This window comes from Nocardia sp. NPDC055053 (assembly GCF_053608285.1).
In genome coordinates, this window is sequence record NZ_JBSGVD010000045.1 from 13,829 (window position 1) to 34,700 (window position 20,872).

Here is a 20,872-nt window from a genome sequence, read left to right on the forward strand (position 1 = left end):
GTTCGATGTGGTGTCAAGCGTGGTCGACCCCGACTCTCTACAATCGTCCGCAGTGGCTTCCTCGTTTGCGGATGCGCTCGGGTAATCCACCGACGCCGCGCTATCTCACCGTCGCGCACGTCGGCGCGGTGCTCCAAGGGGCTGTTCTGCTCGGCCTGGTGTGGCCCGCGCGCATGTCGGCTCTGCCTGCCGGGTGGAACACCGCCGCGGCATGGCTGGTCGTGGCCTCCGGGGTGTTCATCGCCGCCAAGGACACGATCAATTGGCTCACGGGCGTCGGCGACGAATTCGCCGAGCGCGCGCGCACCGGTCCGCTGGGTTTCGCCGGTGCGGTGACCATCACGGCGGGGCTCGGGATCTTCCTCGTCGGGGTGCTCGCCGCCCTCTAGTGCGCTGACGAGCGCCGTACAAACCAGACTGGACGGCCGCATTTCAGTGGATTCGCGCGTAAAATTGCTGGTGGCGGACCGTTTGGTTCGGTAATCGGTGGTGTGGGTGTCTCGGTAAGAAGTGTTCGATGGAAAGACCGTTGTTGGTCGCGGCCGTCGCTCAGCTCGTCCTCGGCCTGCTGTTCCCGGGTGCCATCTCGGCGCCCCCGGAGTCCTATGTCTCGATCGGTGACTCCTACACCGCCGCGCCCGGTCTGCTCGATCCCGCTCCGGGGAGCCCGCCGCTGTGCACGCGATCGGCGCAGAACTATCCGCATCGGCTGGTCGCGGCGACCGGCTGGGAGCTCACCGATGTCAGCTGCGCCTCGGCGGCGACCGCGCACATGAGCACCGCCCAATATGCCGATCAGCCACCGCAATTCAACGCGCTGTCGCCGCGGACCGGGGTCGTCACCTATCAGATCGGTGGTAACGACGGCAATCTGTTCCAGACCATGGTCATCGAGTGCGTAGCGCTCAATCTCGGTAATGCCGCCGGCGTCGGCACACCGTGTCGCGACACCTGGGGATCGCGGTTCAGCGACGACATCGCCGCCTACGAGCCCGCGATGGGCGCGGCCATCGGGCGCATCGGGACGTTCGCGCCGAACGCGCGCGTGTACGTCGTCGGATATCCGGCGGTGCTGCCGGAATCGGGCAGCTGCTATCCGCAGGTTCCGCTCAGCCCCGGCGATATCGCCTACGCGCGCGATGTCGAGAAAGAGCTCAATGCCGCGTTGCGTCGCCAGGCCGAAGCCAACGGCGCGAGCTACATCGACATCTATACCCCGAGTATCGGGCACGATGCCTGCCGTGACCTGGCGACCCGGTGGGTCGAGCCGCCGGTGCCGGGTCAGCCGAACGCGACTCCGGTGCACCCCAACGCCGCCGGGCAGCAGGCGACGGCGGACATCATCCGCGCGGTCGTGGCGTAGGGGTGCGTGGGGGTCAGGCGTTGCGCGGTGCGCGCAGGAGGTCGACCAGGTCGGCGACGGTCTCTTCCGCCGGGCGTGGCTGGTAGCCGAGCTCGCGTTCTGCCTTGCCGTGATCGACGACCGGCGCCGACAGGATCGCGCCGAGCGCCGCCTTGGACAGGATGTCCGATCCGAGGCGCTTGCTGATCGGTTCGACCACCGGCAGGATCGCGCCGAGTGCCTTGGCCGGGATCGCGAAACGCGGGCCTTTGGCACCGGTGCGTGCCGCGGCCATCCGGCACAGGTCGATCAACGCGGTCATGTGCCCGCCGAGCAGGTAGTTCTCGCCCGTGCGGCCCTTCTCGCCCGCCAGGATCAGGCCATGGGCGACGTCGCGCACGTCGACCAGGTCGAACCCGCCGCCGATCATCACCGGCACGCGCCCGCGCATCGCGTCGGCGGCGATGCGGTTCAGCCGGGACAGCCGGTCGGGGTGGTCGACCGGACCGTAGACGCCGGTCGGGTTCACGATCACCGCATCGAGACCGCGCTCGATCACCGATCGCAGCGCCTGCTCGCCCGCCCATTTGGACCGGTCGTACACCGGCAGCCCGGAATCGGTGGAGCGGACGGTGGTCTCGTCGATATGCCCGCCCGCGCGGTACTGGTCGAAGGCGTGGATGGAACTGGTGTGCACGAACCGGCGCACGCCGACCTCGAGTGCCGCCTCCGCGGTGACCCGCACCCCCTCGGTGTTGACCCGCCACGCCAGATCGTTCTTCTCGGCGAGGGTGATCAGCGCGACCAGGTGGTAGACCACCTCGGCGCCCGCCAGCGCCGTGCGCATCGACGCCGGATCGAGCACGTCACCGGAAACCCAGGTGACGGCCGGATCGGACGTGGTCGGTGCGGCGCGATCGATGGCCACCACTTCGTGGCCACGCTCGACGAGCTGCGGGATCAGGTTGGTTCCGAGGTAGCCGGCTGCGCCGGTCACTGCGACCTTCATTTCGCCGAGGATATAGAACATGTTCTAGTTTTGAAAGCGAATCCCGCAGATCGGAGCCGACACGGCTCGATAGAGGTCGGGGTGTTCGGTTATATTTGGCGCACTGCGCCCTCGGGCGGCCGTGACGGGAGTTTCCCGGCCACCGATCGCGCTCTCAGAGCAGGCTTTTCACGACGAGTTGGGGGATTCGCATGACCGATCTCTCGGTGCAAACCGATGCCGTCACCGCGTTCGCGGCGACGAACGCCGCCGTAGCGGGGGATATCGCCGCGGCAGGTATCACCGACGCGGCGGGCAATGTCGCCGCGATGACCCCGGTGTTCGGGCTCATCGGCGCCGACTACCTGGCGATGTTCGCGGCCGCGCAGGCCTTGCAGGCCAAGGACATCAACGATCTGTCGGCCAAGTTCTCCAAGCTGTCCGACGCCGCGTTCAAGTCCTCGGTGACCTTCGACGCGACCGACGCCACCAACGCCGCCGACCTGGCGCGTCAGGCCGCCGGGATCGGGGGCATCGCATGAAGCCGCTGAGCGGCGACGCGGGCGTCATCACGCCCGACACCGCCCTGGCCACCGCCGACGCCGCGACCCAGTCCGCGTTCGGCGCCGTGCCTGTCGACTACAGCGCCCAGGCGATCCTCGATGTGCCGCTGATCCAGCTGCCCGAGGACATCGCGACCAGCGAGGATCCGGTCTTCACCCTCGCGCAGAAGATCACCGAGGAGACCCAGAACGGCGCGGTCTCCCCGGCCGGGCTGTCGGGTCTGTCCGGGCTCGGTACCGGCGGCACCGTCGACGCGCAGGACATCCTGTCCGGCGTCGCCACCGACGCGTCCGCGGCACTGAGCGGCGTGCAGAGCACGCTCACCCAGGTCGCCGCGCCGGCGCTGGCCACCGCCCAGACCGCGTTCGACTCGGCCAAGAGCGCGCTCACCGGCACGTCGACCTCCGGCGCGGCGAGCACGGGCAACGGCGCGAGCTCGGCCGCCGCGACCTCGCTGACCGAGGATCCCGTCTCCGCGCTGCTCAACGGGGTGTCGATTCCCGCGCTGCCCGGCATCGACTCGCTGTTCGACCCGATCCTGCAGCTGCTGAGCAGTTTCGGCACCGGCGTGTTCGGCTCGCTCGATCCGACCACGCTGCTGAGCAATTCGTCCACGCTGATCGATTCGGCGATGAGCGTCGCCCAGGGCGGCCTCAAGACCGTCCAGCAGCTGTGGGAGGGCGAGGCCTCCGACGCCGCGACCACCACCAGCCAGCAGGCCCAGGTCGAAGGCCAGGACACCAGCCAGCGCGGCTTCGATATCGCCGCCCTCACCGAGCAGGCCGCCGCCGTCGTCCAGTCGGGCAACGCCCAGCTGTCGGCGATCGCGACCACCTTCGCCGCGCAGGCCACCGCGCTCGCGCCGACGATCATGCTGCCCCCGACCCAGGCCACGCTGATCGGCCTCGCGACCGAACACCTCGGCTCGGCGGTGACCGTCGTCAACTCCACCCGTGGCCAGCTGGCCGGGCACACCTCCCAGCTCGGCGGCGTTGTGCAGCAACTCGTCGGCCAGAGCGGCCTGCCCTCCCCGGAGGAAGTGCTCAGCGCCGCCTCCGAGAACATCGCCGAACCGCTGCTCACCCAGGCCGAAGACGCACTGTCCGGCACGGGCGGCGACTCCACCGCCGCCGCGAGCGCCTCGCCGACCAGCACCACCCCCACGCCCGGCGCGACGACACCGTCGGGCCTCGGCTCCGGCGGTACGGGCGGCTCCGGTGGCACCGGCGGTGCGCTCGGTGCGCTCGGCACCGCCCGCGGCGGATCGACGGGTGGCTCCGGTGGCGGCACCCCGAGCACGGGGACCCCGAAAGCCACGACCGCCGTGCCTGGTTCGGCACTGCCCGCCGGTCGCGTCATGACCACCGCGATGGGTGGCACCGGTCTCGGCAACACCACGACCGCGGGCACCAGCGGCTCCGGCTTCATGGGCGGTGGTGCAGGCGCGGGCGCCGGCCAGCGCAGCAACGACGAGGAACACGGCCGCACCGTGCAGCCCTACCAGAGCCGCACCGGCAACGACGACCTCACCGGCCCGCTCGGTGAATCGACGCCGGAGGTCATCGGCGCGGTCCACGAGGACGAACGCGACGCCGACGAAGACCGGTTCTGAGCCTGAACGACGCCGCCCCGGACACCGTGCTCAGGTGTCCGGGGCGGCGTCGTCGTCAGCTCAGCGCTTTTCCTTGAAGGCGTCGACCAGCTTCTTGCAGAGGTCGGTGAAGCGCTTGCGCGCGGCCTGCTGGTCCGCGTTCAGGCCGTCGGTGGAGTCGGGGGAGTAGACCACGAGATGGGCATCGTCGACCAGGTCCTCCGGCATCAGATCGATGATCGTGGTGCCCTTGCCCTCCCCGGACGGGATGCCGAAGTCGACCTCTTTCAGCGCGTTGATCTCGTCACGCGCGGCCGAGATCACGTCCTCGGCGACGGTTCCCGTCACCTGCTTGGCCGCGGTCTCGGGCTTGCGGTCCTTGCTCACCGCGTCCGGGGAATGCACGGCCTTGCCGTCGGCGAAGACCTGCAGCACCGGCCGCAGGTCGGTGCGCTGGGACCAGCCGTCGGGGATCGTGGTCACGCTGATCAGGGGTAGCGGCGCCGGCTCGGCGTTGGCGACGGCGCTCACGCCGGGCAGGGCGAGAGCGCAGACGAGCAATCCGGTCATGGTCAGGCGCATGGGTTCCCCTCGGTCGAAAAACGATGTGTCGGTGTCGCGTCGGGGGTCAGCGTAGCCCGGGCGGGTTGTTCAGGTCACCCGCGGAATAGGTATCGCAGGCCTTGACCGAACCGGTCTTGTAACCGGTGAGGAACCACTTCTGGCGCTGCTCGGACGATCCGTGCGTCCACGACTCGGGATTGACACCGCGCCCGGCGGAGCGCTGGATGCGGTCGTCGCCGACGGCGTTGGCGGCGGAGAGCGCGTCGCGGATGTCGTTGTCCGACAGCGGCTTCAGGAACGGCTGGGTGCTGCCCGGCGCGGGCTGCTTGTCGGCGAAATGGGCCCAGATGCCCGCGTAGCAGTCGGCCTGCAGCTCGGTGCGCACCGCGCCGGACTTGGCGCCCTGCGGGTCGCGCTGGGCCCGGCCGATGTCGCCGAGCTGGTTCTGGATGTGGTGGCCGACCTCGTGCGCGACCACGTATTCCTGGGCCAGCGGGCCCGCGCTGGCGCCGAACCGGTCGGTGAGATCCTGGAAGAAGGCGGTGTCGAAGTAGGCGGTCTGGTCGGCGGGGCAGTAGAACGGGCCGACGTCGCTGGTGGCATTGCCGCAGCCGGTCGACACGGCGCCGGAGAACAGCACCAGCTGGGGCTCGACATAGCGGGTGCCGGTCTGCTTGGGCAGCTCCTGCGACCACACCCCGTCCAGGCTCTGCGCGGTCGCCACCACCCGGCAGTCGACGTACTTGTTCGCGTCGGCGCCGGTCTTGCAATGGCTCGGGGTGCCCGCGGTGCCCGGCTGACTCTGCTGGGTCTCCTGCACACCGGTGAAGTTGCCGAGCACCGACCCGGGATCGCCGCCGAGGAGCAGCGTGATCACGAGCAGGATCAGACCGCCCGCGCCGCCGCCGACGGCGAGCTTGCCACCCATACCGGGGCCGCCGCCGGAGGAAGCCCGGCCGGGATCGATCTCCATGCCTTCGTTGAAGGTCATCGCGGTACTCGCCTTCGCTCGGTTGTCCAGCTGTCCTGCAGCGCGATTCACCGCGGGCGGACCCTCGCCGGCGGGCATGCGTCACAAGCTTGACACGGCACGGCGAGATATCGGTTTTCCCTCGGGGATCGTGTCTCACTACGATGGCAGTGCACCTGGTCTTCTCCGCCGGTGCGACGAGTCCGCAAAAGTCTGTCGAAAGGAATACCGTGCTGCGCACCCACTTGGCTGGTTCGCTGCGAAGCGAGCACGCCGGTCAGACCGTCACCCTCACCGGCTGGGTGGCCCGGCGTCGTGACCACGGTGGCGTGACCTTCATCGATCTGCGCGACGCCTCCGGTGTCGCGCAGGTGGTTTTCCGCGAGGGCGAAGCTGCCGAACAGGCCCACAAGCTCCGCGCGGAATTCTGTGTGCAGGTCACCGGTGTGGTGGAGCAGCGTCCCGACGGCAACGAGAACCCCGAGCTGCCGACCGGTCAGATCGAGGTCAACGTCACCGACCTGGTCGTGCTCAACGAGAGCGCCCCGCTGCCGTTCCAGCTCGACGAGACGCCCGGCGACGAGGCCCGCCTCAAGTACCGCTACCTCGACCTGCGTCGCGAAGGACCGGGCCACGCCATCCGGCTGCGCTCCAAGGTCAACGCCGCCGCCCGCGACGTGCTGGCCCGCCACGAGTTCATCGAGGTGGAGACCCCGACGCTGACCCGCTCGACCCCCGAGGGCGCCCGCGACTTCCTGGTCCCCGCGCGCCTGCAGCCGGGCAGCTTCTACGCCCTGCCGCAGAGCCCGCAGCTGTTCAAGCAGCTGCTGATGGTCGGCGGCATCGAGCGCTACTTCCAGATCGCGCGCTGCTACCGCGACGAGGACTTCCGCGCCGACCGTCAGCCCGAGTTCACCCAGCTCGACATCGAGATGAGCTTCGTGCGCCAGGAGGACGTGATCCTGCTGGCCGAGGACATCCTCGTCGCGCTGTGGAAGCTGGTCGGCCACGACATCACCACTCCGATCCCGCACATGACCTACGCCGAGGCGATGCGCCGCTTCGGTTCGGACAAGCCCGACCTGCGCTTCGGTATCGAGATCACCGAGCTCACCGACTACTTCGCCAACACCCCGTTCCGGGTGTTCCAGTCCGAGTACGTCGGCGCGGTCGTCATGCCGGGCGGCGCGAGCCAGCCGCGGCGTCAGCTCGACGCCTGGCAGGAATGGGCCAAGCAGCGCGGCGCCAAGGGTCTGGCCTACATCCTGATCAACGAGGACGGCACCCTGGGCGGCCCCGTCGCCAAGAACCTGACCGACGCCGAGCGGGATGGCCTGGCCAAGCAGGTCGGTGCGGAGCCGGGCGACTGCGTGTTCTTCGCCGCGGGCGCGGTCAAGTCGAGCCGGGCCCTGCTCGGTGCCGCGCGTGGCGAGATCGCCCGCAAGTGCGACCTCATCGACCCGAACGCCTGGGCCTTCGTCTGGATCGTCGACGCCCCGATGTTCGAGCCGACCGCCGAGGCGACCGCCAGCGGTGACGTCGCCCTCGGCTACTCGGCCTGGACCGCGGTGCACCACGCGTTCACCTCGCCCAAGCCGGAGTCGATCGACACCTTCGACACCGACCCGGGTTCGGCGCTGGCCTACGCCTACGACATCGTCTGCAACGGCAACGAGATCGGCGGCGGTTCTATCCGTATCCACCGCCGCGACGTGCAGGAACGGGTGTTCCAGGTGATGGGCATCGGTCACGACGAGGCGCAGGAGAAGTTCGGCTTCCTGCTCGACGCGTTCGCCTACGGCGCCCCGCCGCACGGCGGCATCGCCTTCGGCTGGGACCGCATCACCGCGCTGCTGGCAGGCGAGGACTCGATCCGCGAGGTGATCGCGTTCCCGAAGACCGGTGGCGGCGTCGACCCGCTCACCGACGCGCCGGCCCCGATCACCGCGCAGCAGCGCAAGGAAGCGGGCATCGACGCCAAGCCCGAGGTCAAGGGCGACGGCAAGGCCGCCGCCGCGCCGAAAGCTGTTGCCGCCGAGAAATAGCGGTCGCTGACCGTAGCCGGTACCTTCTGGTCAGTTCCCGTGCCGCCCCCGGCGGCACCGACCAGAAGGGCCACCGGTGCTGCATCTGCGTGTGATCAGTCCGCCCGAGCAGACCGACGCCCTCGTGCGTGCGCTCGAAGCCGACGCGGGGGTCACCCACCTGACGGTCGCGCGCGGGATCGCCCTGGATCCACGCGGCGATCTCGTGCAGGCCGACGTGGCGCGCGAGGCGGCCAACAAGGTCCTCGCCGACGTCAAGGCGCTCGGGATCGAGCAGACCGGCGGCATCACGCTCGGTCCGGTGGACTCGGTGCTCTCCGATGCCGCCGACCGTGCGGTCAGAGCCGCCCCCGGTGACCCGAGCGACGCGGTGGTCTGGGAGCAACTGCTCAGGGAGACCCGCGAGGAGTCCTCGCTCAACGCGACCTTCGTCGCGTTCCTGACCATCGCCTGCCTGCTTGCCTCGATCGGTGTGGCGACGAACTCGCCGGTCACCATCGTCGGCGCGATGGTGGTCGGCCCCGAGTTCGGGCCGCTGGCGGCGCTGTCGGTGGCGCTGGTGCGCCGCAACTGGCGGCTGGCGCGGCGCTCGGTGATCGCGCTGGCCGTGGCCTTCCCGGTGGCGATGGTGATCACGCTGGCCGCGACCCTGCTGTGGGAGCGGCTCGGCTGGATCACCACCGAAGGCGTCGTCGACGCCCACGATGTGGACTTCATCTACCAGGTCGGGCCGTTCTCGCTGGTCGTGGCGATCCTGGCAGGCGCGGCGGGCATGCTGTCGCTGGTGACGGCGAAATCCGCGGCCCTGATCGGCGTGTTCATCTCCGTCACCACGGTGCCCGCCGCCGGGTACGCGGTGGTGGCGGCGACCATCGGCCAGTGGCACCGCGCGTTCGAATCGGTGGGTCAGCTGGCGGTGAACCTGCTCGGCATCGTCGTCGCCGGCGTCCTCGTGCTCGAGTTACGGCCGCGCGCGGGCGACGAGGCGGGTCCGGTCGGCCGGTTCAAGCGGGCCATCGGGATGCGCACCCCGCTGCAGCGCTGAAGGCTCAGACCCGGGCGACCGGCCCCGCGGTGAGCATCCGGTAGGAATAGGTCACCGCGATCGCGCACACCGGGCCCGCGACGAACAGGCCGAGCCCGCACAGCACCAGGCCGACGAGGGTGACCAGGGTGACCGTCAGCGCCAGCAGCAGCGAGGCCCACACGTTGGCCAGCACCAGCACCGCGCTCGCCTTGATCGCCTCCAGCGGACCGTAGTCCTGATCGATGACGAAGTGCAGCGAGAACATGCACAGGAACCCGACCACCAGGCCCGGCAGCAGGCACAGCGACGAGGCGAGCAGCGTCGCGGCGAAGGCGAGCAGGGCCGTCAGCAAGACATTGCCCGCGTTCACGAATCGGAAGAACGACCCGAAAGCCGGTGGGTAACCGTCGGTTTCGTAGAGCGCGCCGCGGATCATCACCGCCTGCAGCAGCCACAGCCCCACCGCGACCACCAGGAACAGGAACAGCACGGTGAACAGCGAGGTGGGATCGAAGATCTGGACGATCGCGAGGACGGCCAGATAGATGAGCACCCCGACGGCGGTGACGCCGAGCCACGGGCCCGGATTGGTGCGGAACCGCTCCCAGCCGTAGCTCAGCGAGCGGCCGATATCGAGCGCTTGTGCTCCCGAATGGTAGTAACCCGGCGTCTGCCCGCCGCCGCCGGCCGACACGCCGGGCGCGGGGGCGGCGGCGTACCCGGGGTTGTTCGGTTTCGCCTGCGGCGCGGCGTAACCGGGACCGGTGCCCGCCGGCCCATACTGTGGTGTCGCGGTGGCCGGTCCGGCAATCGGCGGCGCCGGCTCGAGCGGTTCCTCGCCGTACTGCGCGGCGCCGGGCCCCTCGAATTGCGGATAGCCTGCGCCACCGGCCATTCCGTGCCTGCTCGGTCCGGAACCGGACACGGGCGGCTGCCCCTGTCCCTCATGGCGGCCCGTGCCGTCGGCGAACTGTCCGCCACCGCCGGATCGCGGCGACCCACCCGGTGAATCGCTCGATGCGGCGTACGGTGTGTCGGTCACTGTGGTAGACCTTTCGACTCAACCGGTTTGCGGTGTGGCGCACAGCAGTTGACGATGAGAAAACCCGACGACAGTCGGGTGTGTCAAGCGAACAGTCACACTCGCGCAACCTCGGTGCCAACACGCCGGGCGACGCGGAAAGGTTGTGTAACCGCTCGCTAGAAGTGACCAGGTACGAGTAGCTTGAGAGGCGATGACCGCACTATTGGCCGAACGCGCCGCCGACGTCGTGTCCGCAGCACAACAGTTGCTCACAAAGCGAATGGGTGCTGCGGTGAAACTGAGCGATCCGATGGAGCTCAGTGGCAGTGGTAGGACGACAGTCCTACGCGTGCGCGTTGCGGAAAACGCCTTTTCGCTACCGCGCACGCTGATCGTGAAGCAGGTGCGCGGTTCCGCTCAGGACCGCCACACCGGTGGCATGGCGCCCGGAGTCACCAGCATCGACGCGGCATTCCTGCGCGAGGCGGTGTCCTACCAGTTCACCACCGCGCTGAGCCGCGAACAGCGCCCCGGCGCCTACCTGATCGCGCACAGCGTGCCCGACCGGCTGCTGGTGCTGTCCGATCTGGGCGACAACGCGCTGCTCACCTCCGTGCTGCAGACCCGCGCCGAGCCGGGCACCCGCAACGCGCTGATGGCCTTCGCACAGGCGCTGGGCCGGATGCACGCCGCGACCGTCGGCCGCGAACCGGATTTCGTCGCCCTGATGCGCCGGGTCGACTCGGTGCATCGCGTCGACGGGATCGCCCAGCAGGCCCAGGCCGCGATCGCCGATGTCCCCGGGCTGCTCGAGGCCGAGCTCGGCATCGAGGTGCCCGGCGAGATCGCCGAGCGCATCGTGCACGGCAACCGCCTGTTCACCGGCGGCCGGTATCGCGCGTTCAGCCCGTCGGACCTGTGCCCCGACAATGTGATCTTGAACGACGAGGGCGCCCGGTTCCTCGACTACGAGTGGGGCGGTTTCCGCGACGCCACCCTCGACATCGCCTACGCGCTGGTGTCCTTCCCCGGTTGCCTGTGCGATTTCGAGCTCTCGCGCAGCCGCGCCAGGGAGATGGTCGAGGCCTGGCGCTCGGTCGTGGTCGGGGTGTGGCCGTCGCTGGCCGACGACACCGTGCTGGCCGAGCGGATCCTCGAGGCGCGCCTGATCTGGGTGTGGCTGTCGACGTACTGGTTCCTGCCCGCCGATCACACCCGCATCGCCACCGCGCGCGAACACGGCCTGTCCGTGCCGCGCTCGGAGGCCCTGATCAACCGCTGGTCGGCGCTGGCCGAGGACGCGCGGGTCACCGGCGACGACGCGGTCGGCGACTTCGCCGAGCAGGTGTCGGCGATGCTGGAAGAGCGCTGGGCGGAGTAAGCGAGCCGGCGTCCTGGGCCTGCTGTCGATTCGGCGAGACCCCTATCGGGTAGACGTGCTCAGTACAGCGGGGTCGGCCTCGGTTCGATGCGCCCACCCGCCGGGACGGCGAACGACACGCCGTGCCGCACGCCGGTCGCCGGGTCGGTCACATCGGCGACGTAGAACCAGTCCATCTGCGTCTGCGCCGGGGTCACCTCGAGCACGCCGAAACCGTGCGAGTCGAGTTCGGTGTAGCGCAGGTGGTGATTGGCCGCCTTGATGGCCTCTTCGGCCGGGACCGACGCGGTGCGCGGCGGCACCTTCAGCAGGTCGCCGACGCTGGCGGAGGTCACCGACGGGATGACGAACTCCGCGCCGACCGTTGGACCGCCGGGATAGTCGGCGGCGTTCAGCGGCAGATCGGCGGCCCAGGAGGTGTGGATATCGCCGGTGAGGAACACGACGTCGCCCACCTTGTTGTCGGCGATGGTCCGGAACAGGGTGCGCCGGTCGGCGGTGTAGCCGTCCCACTGGTCGCCGTTGACGGTCAGCCCGCCCTGCGGGATGCCGAGCGCCTCGGTGATCGCCTGGGTGGTCGCCGGTTCCAGCGGCGGGAACACCAGCGGCGCGACCATCACCGAGTTGCCGATCAGCTTCCACTGCGCGGGGGAGGAGGTCAGGCCCGCGGTCAGCCAGTCCATCTGGGCGCGGCCGGTGATGGTGCGGGCCGGGTCGTCGGCATTGCGCCAGCCCGCACCCGGGCCGGCCTCGTGGTCGCGGTAGCTGCGCAGGTCCAGCATCGACAGCTCGGCGAGGGTGCCGAACCGCAGCCTGCGGTAGATCTGCACCTCGGTGCCGGTGCGGGTGGCGCGCACCGGCATCCACTCCAGATAGGCCTGCGCGGAGGCGGCACGGCGGGCGCTCCACGGACCGTGCACGGCCGGATCGTGGTTCTCCGAACCGTCGCGCCAGGAGTTGTCGGCCGACTCATGGTCGTCCCAGGTACAGATGAACGGCACCGACGCGTGCAGCGCCAGCAGGTCGGGGTCGGCCTTGTACTGGCCGTGCCGGGTGCGGTAGTCGGCGAGGGTGACGATCTCGTTGGCGGGCTCGTGCGCGCGCACCGCGCCGCCGCGTCCGGTGTACTTGCCGCGGCCGTACTCGTAGAGGTAGTCGCCCAGGTGCACGACCGCGTCCAGGTCGGTGCGGGCGGCCAGGTACCGGTAGGACCCGAACCAGCCCGCTTCCCAGTTGGAGCAGGAGACCACGCCCAGACGCAGTCGCTCGACGTCGCTGTCGTTCGCGGGCGCGGTGCGGGTGCGGCCGATCGGGGACGTCTCGCCGAGGGCGGTGAAGCGGTAGAAGTAGTCGGTGGCGGGCGCCAGGCCGGTCGCGTCCACCTTGACGGTGTGGTCGGTGTCGGCGGTGGTGGTCACCGTGCCCGAGGCGGCGATGCCGGCGAAGGACTCGTTCGCGGAGATCTCCCAGCGGACCGTCGCGGGGGCGCCGAGGCCGGAGCCGGGGGTGGCGTCGTCGGCGACGCTGACGCGGGTCCACAGGATCACCGCGCCGGGCAACGGGTCACCGGAGGCGACGCCATGGCGGAACACCGCGCTCGCCGCGTGCGCCGTCGCGGAACTCAGCACCACCACCGCGGCCGCCGCCGTCCCGCCTCTGAACAGGGTGCGCCGGGCGAACTGCCCTGTCGCGGAAGCGATGACGCCGTTGTTTTCGACCACGAGGAGCGATCTCATCCCACGAACAGGCTTACGCGCAAGTCCTGTTCGTAAAGTTGGTCGATCGTTCAATCGCCTGTCGGTCCGTCTCCGCCGCCGCGAACCTGTCCGACCGCGTCGGTACCCTGCTCGATGTGAGCGAGAGCCTGTTCGACGTGCCCGGAGAACGCGCCGCGCCCGAGCACGGTCTCGACGCGGTGGTCCGGCGTGACCCCGGTGCGCCGCTGGCGGTCCGGATGCGGCCGCAGTCGCTCGACGAGGTGATCGGCCAGCAGCATCTGCTCGGTCCCGGTTCGCCGCTGCGCCGCCTGGTCGAGGGCTCTGGGGCAGCATCGGTGCTGCTCTACGGCCCGCCGGGCACCGGCAAGACCACCCTCGCCTCGCTGCTGTCGCAGGCCACCGGCCGCCGGTTCGAGGCGCTGTCGGCCCTGTCGGCGGGGGTCAAGGAAGTCCGCGCCGTCATCGACGTGGCGCGCCGCAGGCTGTCGGTGGGGGAGCAGACCGTGCTGTTCATCGACGAGGTGCACCGGTTCTCCAAGACCCAGCAGGACGCGCTGCTTGCCGCGGTCGAGAACCGGATCGTGCTGCTCGTCGGCGCGACCACGGAGAACCCGTCGTTCTCGGTGGTGTCACCGCTGCTGTCGCGCTCGCTGGTGCTGCAACTGCAATCGCTCACGGCCGAGGACATCCGGCAGGTCCTCGATCGCGCGATCGCCGATCCACGCGGGCTCGCCGGCGAGTACACGGTCACCGACGACGCGCTCGACCACATCGTGCGCATCGCGGGCGGTGACGCGCGGCGCGCGCTGACCGCGCTGGAAGCCTCGGCCGAGTCCTCGCTCGACGGCACGGTCGACGTCGAGCTGGTCGAGGCCAGTGTCGACAAGGCCGCCGTGCGCTACGACCGCGCCGGCGACCAGCACTACGACGTGATCAGCGCCTTCATCAAGTCCATCCGCGGCTCCGACGTCGACGCCGCCCTGCACTATCTGGCGCGGATGCTCACCGCGGGCGAGGACCCCCGCTTCATCGCCCGCCGCCTGATGATCCACGCCAGCGAGGACATCGGCATGGCCGACCCGATGGCCCTGCAGACCGCCACCGCCGCAGCCCAGGTGGTGCAGCTGGTCGGCCTGCCCGAAGCCAAGCTGGCCCTGGCCCAGGCCACCATCCACCTCGCCACCGCGCCCAAGTCCGGCGCGGTGACCTCGGCGCTGGGCGCCGCCATGGCCGACATCGCCGCGGGCAAGGCGGGCGCGGTGCCACCGCATCTGCGCGACGGCCACTACGCCGGTGCCGCCGCCCTCGGCAACGCCAAGGGCTACAAATTCCCGCACAACGCGCGCGAGGGCGTGCTCGCCCAGCAGTACCCGCCCGACGACCTGGTCGGCACGGACTACTACCAGCCGACCGACCACGGCTTCGAGCGCGAGGTCGGTGGCAGGCTCGGCAAACTGCGCCGCATCATCCGCGGGAAGTAGCCCCGCCCGCGGTGTCACCGAGACCACTGAGTCCGGCGGAAAACAGGTGGAATGCAGGCGGTAAGCTGGACTGCTGTGCAGACCCACGAGATTAGACGGCGTTTCCTGGACCATTTCGTCCGTGCCGGACACACCGAGGTGCCCAGTGCCTCGCTGATCCTGGCCGACCCCAACCTGCTGTTCGTCAACGCAGGCATGGTCCCGTTCGTGCCGTACTTCCTCGGTCAGCAGACCCCGCCGTACGCCACTGCCACCAGCGTGCAGAAGTGCGTGCGCACCCTCGACATCGAGAACGTCGGTGTCACGACCCGTCACCTCACCTTCTTCCAGATGGCGGGCAACTTCAGCTTCGGTGACTACTTCAAGCGCGAGGCCATCACGCTGGCCTGGACGCTGCTCACCAACAGTGTCGAGGACGGCGGCTACGGCTTCGATCCGGAGCGCCTCTGGGTGACCGTCTACCTCGACGACGACGAGGCCGAGCGGATGTGGCTCGAGATGGGCGTTCCCGCCGACCGCATCCAGCGTCGTGGCAAGGCCGACAACTACTGGTCGATGGGCATCCCCGGCCCGTGCGGCCCGTGCTCGGAGATCTATTTCGACCGCGGTCCCGAGTACGGCATCGAGGGGGGTCCCGAGGCCGACGAGGATCGCTACCTCGAGATCTGGAACCTCGTGTTCATGCAGAACGAGCGCGGCACCGGGATCAGCAAGGACGACTACGAGATCCTCGGCCCGCTGCCGAAGCAGAACATCGACACCGGCATGGGTGTCGAGCGCGTCGCGTTCCTGCTCCAAGGCGTGGACAACGTCTATGAGACCGACCTGATGCGCCCGACCATCGACAAGGCCGAGGAACTCACCGGCCGTTCCTACGGCGTCGAGCACACCGACGACGTGCGCTTCCGCGTCATCGCCGACCACGCCCGCACCGCGGCCCTGCTCATCGCCGACGGCGTGAACCCCGGCAACGACGGCCGCGGCTACGTGCTGCGCCGCCTGCTGCGCCGCATCGTGCGCTCGGCTCGCCTGCTCGGCGCCGAGAAGCCGGTGATGGCCGAGCTGATGAAGGTCGTCTCCGAGCTGATGTCGCCGTCGTACCCGGAACTGGCCACCGACTTCGCCCGCATCGAGACCGTCGCGGCGGGCGAGGAAACGGCCTTCCTGAAGACCCTGAACACCGGCGAGACCCTGTTCGACAACGCCGCCACCGCGGTGAAGTCCAAGGGCGGCAAGCAGATCACCGGTTCGGACGCCTTCGCGCTGCACGACACCTACGGCTTCCCGATCGACCTCACCCTCGAAATGGCCGCCGAGGCGGGCCTTTCGGTGGACGAGGAAGGCTTCCGCTCGCTCATGGCCGAGCAGCGCAAGCGCGCCAAGGACGACGCCCAGGCCCGCAAGCACGCCCACGCCGACCTGACCGTCTACAAGGAACTGGTCGACCGCGGCGCCACCGAGTTCACCGGTTTCGACGAGCTCACCTCCGAGGCGACCGTTCTCGCCCTGATCGCCGACGGCGTCCGGGTGCCCGCCGCGCAGGCCGGTCACGACGTCGAGGTCATCCTCGATCGCAGCCCGCTCTACGCCGAGGCCGGTGGCCAGATCGCCGACCGCGGCACCATCACCGCCTCGGGCCTGAAGCTGCGCGTCAACGACGTGCAGAAGATCGCCAAGAAGCTGTGGGTGCACAAGGCCACCGTCGAGCAGGGCCAGATCACCGAGGGCGATGTCGTGCTCGCGCAGGCCGACCCGGCCTGGCGTCGTGGCGCCACCCAGGGCCACTCCGGCACGCACATGGTGCACGCCGCGCTGCGCCAGGTGCTCGGCCCCAACGCCGTGCAGGCCGGTTCGCTGAACAAGCCCGGCTACCTGCGTTTCGACTTCAACTGGCAGGGCGCGCTGAGCGAGCAGCAGAAGGCCGATATCGAGGCCGTCTCCAACGACGCCGTCGGTTCCGACTTCCAGGTCAACACCTTCGTCACCGACCTGCCCAAGGCCAAGCAGATGGGCGCGATGGCGCTCTTCGGCGAGAACTACGGCGACGAGGTGCGCGTCGTGGAGATCGGCGGCCCGTTCTCGATGGAGCTGTGCGGCGGCACCCACGTCGAGCACTCCTCGCAGATCGGCCCGATCACCGTGCTCGGTGAGTCCTCGGTCGGTTCGGGTGTGCGTCGCGTCGAGGCCTTCGTCGGCCTCGACTCCTACAAATACCTGGCCAAGGAGCGCGCGCTGCTGGCCGGCGTCGCGTCCTCGCTGAAGGTGCCGTCGGAGGAGGTGCCCGGTCGCGTCGAGCAGCTCGTGGAGCGGCTCAAGGTGGCCGAGAAGGAACTCGAACGCACCAAGATCGCCGCGGTGCTGTCCTCGGCGGGCACGTTCGTCGAGCAGGCGGAGCGGATCGGCTCGCTGCTGCTGGTCGCCGCCGCGGCGCCGGAGGGCGTCGCCGCGGGTGACCTGCGCACCCTGGCCACCGACATCCGTGGCCGCTTCGGCAGCGACCCCGCGGTGGTCGTGCTGCTCGGCAACACCGACGGCAAGGCGCCGTTCGTGGTGTCGGTCAACAAGGCGGCCCAGGACCTCGGCATCAAGGCCGGCGATCTGGTCGGCAGCTTCGGCCCGAGCATCGCCGGTCGTGGTGGTGGCAAGCCGGAGATGGCGCAGGGCTCTGGTTCGGATCCGTCGGGTATCCCGGCCGGTCTGGCCGCGGTCCGTGCCCGGGTGGCCGAACTCGCCGGCTGATGCCCGCCTCTGCTGGTCCAGCCGAACAGGACCCGGCCGACCGTCCGGACGCGGCGACCGACCCCGGACGGGGCCGTCGCATCGCCGTCGATGTCGGCAGCGTGCGGATCGGGGTCGCCTCGAGCGACCCCGACGGCATCCTCGCGACTCCGGTGGAGACCGTGCCGCGCGCCAAACCGGCGAAATCCGGTGGGCGTGCGGCCGGTCCACCCGCCGACATCAAAAGAATTGCCGAGATTGTGCAGGAGTACGAAGCCGTCGAGGTGATCATCGGGCTTCCGCGCACGTTGCGTGGTGAAAACGGGACAGCGGCCACCATCGCGCGTAAGTTTGCCCGTGAGTTGCGCCGGGTGATCGACCCGATTCCGATACGCCTTTCCGACGAACGTTTGACTACGGTGTCTGCTGCACGTGCGCTGCGCGACAGCGGAGTTCGCGCACGTGGCCAGCGGCAGGTGATCGACCAGGCGGCAGCCGTGTCGATCCTGCAAGGATGGTTGGACGAGCGGAGTTCGGTGTTGAAGGACGCAGCAGACACGGCAAGCGTGGTCGGAGACGATGCATGACCGACCGATGGGCCAGGGCCGAGGAACGCTACCGGGCTCGGGAAGCTGATCGGCGCTACCCCCGGCGCGACGACTGGGGCCTGGACGCCCACACGGCGCGCGACGAGCCGCCCGCGGCCGAGCCGCCCGGCTGGGACGACGAGGACGGCACCGACGTCATCCCGCGCTACGAGGACGAGGTCTACGACGACGAGCCGGAACCGGAACCGGAACCGGCCGCTGTGGCACCCCGCCGGCGTCCGCCCGCGGGCCGGGCAGGCGCTGCCGGAGGTGCCAAAGCCGAACGTGGGCGGGGCAAAGAGGACTCGGGCCGGAGCAAGCAGGCCTCGGGCCGGGGCAAGGCGCCGTCGGGGCGGAGCAAGCGATCGCGGATCGCCTCGCGCAAGGCGGCCGAGCGGAAACGTCGTCGCCGCAACCTCTGGGCCGTCGGCGCGGTGCTGGTCGTGCTGTTGGTCTCCGCCGCCGGTTTCGCCGGCTACAAGCTGATGAGCAGCTTCGCCCCGCCCGCGGATTTCGCGGGCCCGGCCGGTGCGCTCGTCGTCGTCCAGGTGCATTCCGGTGACACCGCGACGCAGATCGCCGGCGCCATGCACGATCGGGGCGTGGTCGCCAGCCGCGAAGCCTTCTACGAAGCGGCCGTGCGGAACGCGGGAATGAACAGCGTGCAGCCCGGGTACTACGCGATCGGCGTGAACAGCCCGGCCGCCGACGCTGTCGCCACGCTGGTGGGCGGGAAGTCGCGCGTCGGCAACGTGACCGTCTCCGAGGGCCGGTTGCTGCACGACAAGCACGACGCGAGCACCGGTGGGCGATACGACGGTATCTACCGCAAGGTCGCCCAGGCCAGCTGCTACGGCACCGACAAGAAGTGCGTGACCTACGAACAGCTCGACGCCGCTGGCCAGAGTATGGACCTGGCCGGACTCGGCGTGCCCGAATGGGCGATGAAGGGCGTGCGGGAATCCCCGGACCGCGCCAGGCAGCTCGAAGGCCTGATCGCGGCGGGCAACTGGGACTTCGACCCGAGCGGGACTCCACAGCAGATCCTGCGGCAGCTGGTGTCCTCGAGCGTGCAGCGCTACGAGTCGACCGGACTGCTGCAGTCGGGCCTCGCCACGAGCCTGACGCCGTACCAGACCCTGATCGCCGCCTCCCTGGTGGAGCGTGAGGCGAAGCCGCAGGACATGGGCAAAGTGGCCAGGGTGATCGTGAACCGGCTGAAGGTCGACCAGATGCTGCAGTTCGACTCGACGGTGAACTACACCCTCGACACCACCGAGGTGGCGACCACCAACGCCGACCGCGCCAGGGAAACCGCGTGGAACACCTATGCGATGCAGGGCCTGCCCGTGACTCCGATCGCGGCACCGTCGCTGGACGCGTTGCGGGCCATGGAGAATCCGGAGCCGGGGGAGTGGCTGTACTTCGTCACCGTCGACAAGGAGGGCACCACCCTGTTCACCGACAGCTATCAGGAACACCTGCGACTGGTCACCCAGGCGCAGCGCAGCGGCATCCTCGACAGCTCCCGGCCCTACGGTGGCTGAGCGTCGCAAGGCGGCGGTGCTCGGCAAGCCGATCGCCCACTCGCGTTCGCCCCAGCTGCATCTGGCCGCCTACCGCGCCCTCGGCCTGGACTGGACCTACGAGCGCGTCGAATGCGATGCCGCGCAGCTGCCCGGACTCGTCGGCGGCCTCGGCCCGGAATGGGTCGGGCTTTCGGTGACCATGCCGGGCAAGGAAGCGGCGCTGGCCTTCGCCGCCGAGCGCACCGAGCGGGCCGTGCTGGTCGGCTCGGCCAACACCCTGGTCCGCACCGAGACCGGGTGGCGGGCGGACTGCACCGACGTCGACGGCGTGTTCGGCGCCCTGCGCGGTGGCGGTGTCGAGGCGATCGACGAGGCGGTGGTGCTCGGTGCGGGCGGCACGGCACGGCCCGCGCTGCTCGCGCTGTCGGAACTGGGCGCGAAGACGGTCACCGTGGTCGCGCGCGATGCGGGCCGGGCCGGTAGCGCGGTGGCGCTGGCCGAACAGCTCGGTATGCGGCCGTCGGTCGTGCCGCTCGACGCGGAGCGGGTGCGCGCGGTGTGCGCGTCGGCGGGTGCCGTGGTGAGTACCGTGCCCGCCGAGGCCGCTGCCGCGATCGCCGAGGCGGTCGCGGTCGCGCCGGTCGTCCTCGACGCGATCTACAACCCGTGGCCGACCCCGCTGGCTACCGCGGTCGAGGCGGCCGGGCACACGGTCGTCAGCGGGCTGCAGATGCTGCTGAACCAGGCCTATGGCCAGGTCGAGCAGTTCACCGGCCTGCCTGCGCCGCGCGCGGAGATGGCCGCGGCGCTCGCCTGATCCGCGGAATTGATACCTGTTCTAGTTTTTACCGGTTAAGGTGTTGCTCATGACCGCTTGGGTGTTGCGAGCCACCGTTCTCGGCGCGTTGGTCGTCGCCTTACGGCTGCTGCTCGGATTCGCGATGGCGTCCGCGCCGACCTACGGCACGATCTGGCGGGTGGGCTGCCTCGTGGTGATCGTGGCCGTCGTCGTCGCCTGGGGCCTGCGCGACGGCCGTTCGGGCACTGCCGCCGATCTCACCGTGCGCTGGCTGGCCGCCGGCGCCGTCGCCGGGCTCGCCAGCGGTGCGGTGTGCTGGGCACTCGATCAGGTGCCGCGGATCGAACTCGGCGATGCCGGGGCGCTGTTCGAGCTGACGTCGGCGGCCTCGTTCATCATGCTGCTGATCTTCCTGCCCGCGCTGGCCGGTGTCGCGTTCGGTCGCCGCCGCGCGCGGCGCACCACCGAATCCGCTGCGCCCGTCACCGAGCCGGAGTTCGCGCCTGCCGCCTGAGACTCGTGGTGATCGTGCCCGGCAGGTTTT

Annotated in this window: 18 protein-coding genes; 13 read left to right on the plus strand and 5 right to left on the minus strand. The window is 69.9% G+C overall.

Annotated features, from left to right (window positions below):
* Positions 1-71 precede the first annotated feature (71 nt).
* Together ACWF82_RS30430 and ACWF82_RS30435 are read left to right on the plus strand one after the other, a co-directional pair.
* Entirely contained in the window at positions 72-389 is a 318-nt protein-coding gene (locus ACWF82_RS30430; RefSeq protein ID WP_452506760.1) for a hypothetical protein, read from the plus strand.
* Positions 390-517: 128 nt separating this feature from the next.
* The gene (locus ACWF82_RS30435; protein ID WP_452506762.1) at positions 518-1,363 is read left to right on the plus strand and encodes an SGNH/GDSL hydrolase family protein; all 846 of its coding nucleotides are present in this window, start codon (positions 518-520) and stop codon (positions 1,361-1,363) included.
* Between the two features lie 13 nt (positions 1,364-1,376).
* Here the strand turns inward: ACWF82_RS30435 and ACWF82_RS30440 are convergent, their stop codons facing one another.
* The gene (locus tag ACWF82_RS30440) at positions 1,377-2,351 is read right to left on the minus strand and encodes an NAD-dependent epimerase/dehydratase family protein (RefSeq protein ID WP_452506764.1); all 975 of its coding nucleotides are present in this window, start codon (positions 2,349-2,351) and stop codon (positions 1,377-1,379) included.
* Positions 2,352-2,542: 191 nt separating this feature from the next.
* Here ACWF82_RS30440 and ACWF82_RS30445 point away from each other — a divergent pair, with 191 nt between their 5' ends.
* Positions 2,543-2,872 carry a type VII secretion target gene (locus tag ACWF82_RS30445; protein ID WP_189023704.1) on the plus strand — a complete coding sequence of 110 codons (330 nt, stop codon included), beginning with the start codon at positions 2,543-2,545 and terminating at the stop codon, positions 2,870-2,872.
* Positions 2,869-4,506: a hypothetical protein gene (locus ACWF82_RS30450; protein WP_452506766.1), complete on the plus strand. Its 1,638-nt coding sequence runs from the start codon at positions 2,869-2,871 to the stop codon at positions 4,504-4,506. The genes ACWF82_RS30445 and ACWF82_RS30450 overlap by 4 nt, the downstream gene beginning before the upstream one ends.
* A gap of 60 nt (positions 4,507-4,566) precedes the next feature.
* Here ACWF82_RS30450 and ACWF82_RS30455 read toward each other — a convergent pair whose 3' ends face one another.
* Positions 4,567-5,067, minus strand: a complete 501-nt coding sequence (locus ACWF82_RS30455) for a hypothetical protein (protein WP_452506768.1) — start codon at positions 5,065-5,067, stop codon at positions 4,567-4,569.
* Between the two features lie 46 nt (positions 5,068-5,113).
* The gene (gene ypfJ / locus ACWF82_RS30460) at positions 5,114-6,040 is read right to left on the minus strand and encodes a KPN_02809 family neutral zinc metallopeptidase (RefSeq protein ID WP_452506770.1); all 927 of its coding nucleotides are present in this window, start codon (positions 6,038-6,040) and stop codon (positions 5,114-5,116) included.
* Positions 6,041-6,249: 209 nt separating this feature from the next.
* On the opposite strand from ypfJ, the gene aspS reads away from it, so the two are divergent.
* Positions 6,250-8,064 carry an aspartate--tRNA ligase gene (gene aspS, locus ACWF82_RS30465; protein ID WP_452506772.1) on the plus strand — a complete coding sequence of 605 codons (1,815 nt, stop codon included), beginning with the start codon at positions 6,250-6,252 and terminating at the stop codon, positions 8,062-8,064.
* Positions 8,065-8,140: 76 nt separating this feature from the next.
* A complete protein-coding gene (locus ACWF82_RS30470; protein ID WP_452506774.1) occupies positions 8,141-9,109 on the plus strand; it encodes a DUF389 domain-containing protein in 969 nt (322 codons plus the stop codon).
* A gap of 4 nt (positions 9,110-9,113) precedes the next feature.
* On the opposite strand, the gene ACWF82_RS30475 is transcribed toward ACWF82_RS30470, so the two are convergent.
* The gene (locus tag ACWF82_RS30475; RefSeq protein ID WP_452506775.1) at positions 9,114-10,133 is read right to left on the minus strand and encodes a hypothetical protein; all 1,020 of its coding nucleotides are present in this window, start codon (positions 10,131-10,133) and stop codon (positions 9,114-9,116) included.
* A 193-nt stretch (positions 10,134-10,326) separates the two neighbouring features.
* Here ACWF82_RS30475 and ACWF82_RS30480 point away from each other — a divergent pair, with 193 nt between their 5' ends.
* The gene (locus ACWF82_RS30480; protein ID WP_452506777.1) at positions 10,327-11,496 is read left to right on the plus strand and encodes a phosphotransferase family protein; all 1,170 of its coding nucleotides are present in this window, start codon (positions 10,327-10,329) and stop codon (positions 11,494-11,496) included.
* 59 nt (positions 11,497-11,555) lie between these two features.
* Here the strand turns inward: ACWF82_RS30480 and ACWF82_RS30485 are convergent, their stop codons facing one another.
* A complete protein-coding gene (locus ACWF82_RS30485; protein WP_452506779.1) occupies positions 11,556-13,232 on the minus strand; it encodes an alkaline phosphatase D family protein in 1,677 nt (558 codons plus the stop codon).
* 86 nt (positions 13,233-13,318) lie between these two features.
* Here ACWF82_RS30485 and ACWF82_RS30490 point away from each other — a divergent pair, with 86 nt between their 5' ends.
* From ACWF82_RS30490 to ACWF82_RS30515, 6 genes are all read left to right on the plus strand, one after another.
* Positions 13,319-14,695 carry a replication-associated recombination protein A gene (locus tag ACWF82_RS30490; protein WP_452506800.1) on the plus strand — a complete coding sequence of 459 codons (1,377 nt, stop codon included), beginning with the start codon at positions 13,319-13,321 and terminating at the stop codon, positions 14,693-14,695.
* A gap of 75 nt (positions 14,696-14,770) precedes the next feature.
* Positions 14,771-17,434 carry an alanine--tRNA ligase gene (alaS, locus tag ACWF82_RS30495; protein WP_452506781.1) on the plus strand — a complete coding sequence of 888 codons (2,664 nt, stop codon included), beginning with the start codon at positions 14,771-14,773 and terminating at the stop codon, positions 17,432-17,434.
* Positions 17,434-18,000, plus strand: a complete 567-nt coding sequence (ruvX, locus tag ACWF82_RS30500) for a Holliday junction resolvase RuvX (protein WP_452506783.1) — start codon at positions 17,434-17,436, stop codon at positions 17,998-18,000. The genes alaS and ruvX overlap by 1 nt, the downstream gene beginning before the upstream one ends.
* The gene (locus tag ACWF82_RS30505) at positions 17,997-19,547 is read left to right on the plus strand and encodes an endolytic transglycosylase MltG (RefSeq protein WP_452506785.1); all 1,551 of its coding nucleotides are present in this window, start codon (positions 17,997-17,999) and stop codon (positions 19,545-19,547) included. The genes ruvX and ACWF82_RS30505 overlap by 4 nt, the downstream gene beginning before the upstream one ends.
* A complete protein-coding gene (locus ACWF82_RS30510; RefSeq protein WP_452506787.1) occupies positions 19,540-20,346 on the plus strand; it encodes a shikimate dehydrogenase in 807 nt (268 codons plus the stop codon). Before ACWF82_RS30505 ends, ACWF82_RS30510 begins: the two co-directional genes overlap by 8 nt.
* Before the next feature lie 49 nt (positions 20,347-20,395).
* Positions 20,396-20,842 (plus strand): B-4DMT family transporter, encoded by a 447-nt coding sequence (locus tag ACWF82_RS30515; protein ID WP_452506789.1) that lies wholly within the window; start codon positions 20,396-20,398, stop codon positions 20,840-20,842.
* The last annotated feature ends 30 nt before the right edge of the window (positions 20,843-20,872 follow it).

Coding starts and splice junctions, on each gene's coding strand:
- ACWF82_RS30445 (WP_189023704.1), top strand. CDS start 2,543: ATGACCGATCTCTCGGTGCAAACCGATGCCGTCACCGCGTTCGCGGCG.
- ACWF82_RS30435 (WP_452506762.1), top strand. CDS start 518: ATGGAAAGACCGTTGTTGGTCGCGGCCGTCGCTCAGCTCGTCCTCGGC.
- ACWF82_RS30440 (WP_452506764.1), bottom strand. CDS start 2,351: ATGAAGGTCGCAGTGACCGGCGCAGCCGGCTACCTCGGAACCAACCTG.
- ACWF82_RS30480 (WP_452506777.1), top strand. CDS start 10,327: ATGACCGCACTATTGGCCGAACGCGCCGCCGACGTCGTGTCCGCAGCA.
- ypfJ (WP_452506770.1), bottom strand. CDS start 6,040: ATGACCTTCAACGAAGGCATGGAGATCGATCCCGGCCGGGCTTCCTCC.
- ACWF82_RS30505 (WP_452506785.1), top strand. CDS start 17,997: ATGACCGACCGATGGGCCAGGGCCGAGGAACGCTACCGGGCTCGGGAA.
- ruvX (WP_452506783.1), top strand. CDS start 17,434: ATGCCCGCCTCTGCTGGTCCAGCCGAACAGGACCCGGCCGACCGTCCG.
- ACWF82_RS30515 (WP_452506789.1), top strand. CDS start 20,396: ATGACCGCTTGGGTGTTGCGAGCCACCGTTCTCGGCGCGTTGGTCGTC.
- ACWF82_RS30455 (WP_452506768.1), bottom strand. CDS start 5,067: ATGCGCCTGACCATGACCGGATTGCTCGTCTGCGCTCTCGCCCTGCCC.
- ACWF82_RS30485 (WP_452506779.1), bottom strand. CDS start 13,232: ATGAGATCGCTCCTCGTGGTCGAAAACAACGGCGTCATCGCTTCCGCG.
- ACWF82_RS30430 (WP_452506760.1), top strand. CDS start 72: ATGCGCTCGGGTAATCCACCGACGCCGCGCTATCTCACCGTCGCGCAC.
- ACWF82_RS30450 (WP_452506766.1), top strand. CDS start 2,869: ATGAAGCCGCTGAGCGGCGACGCGGGCGTCATCACGCCCGACACCGCC.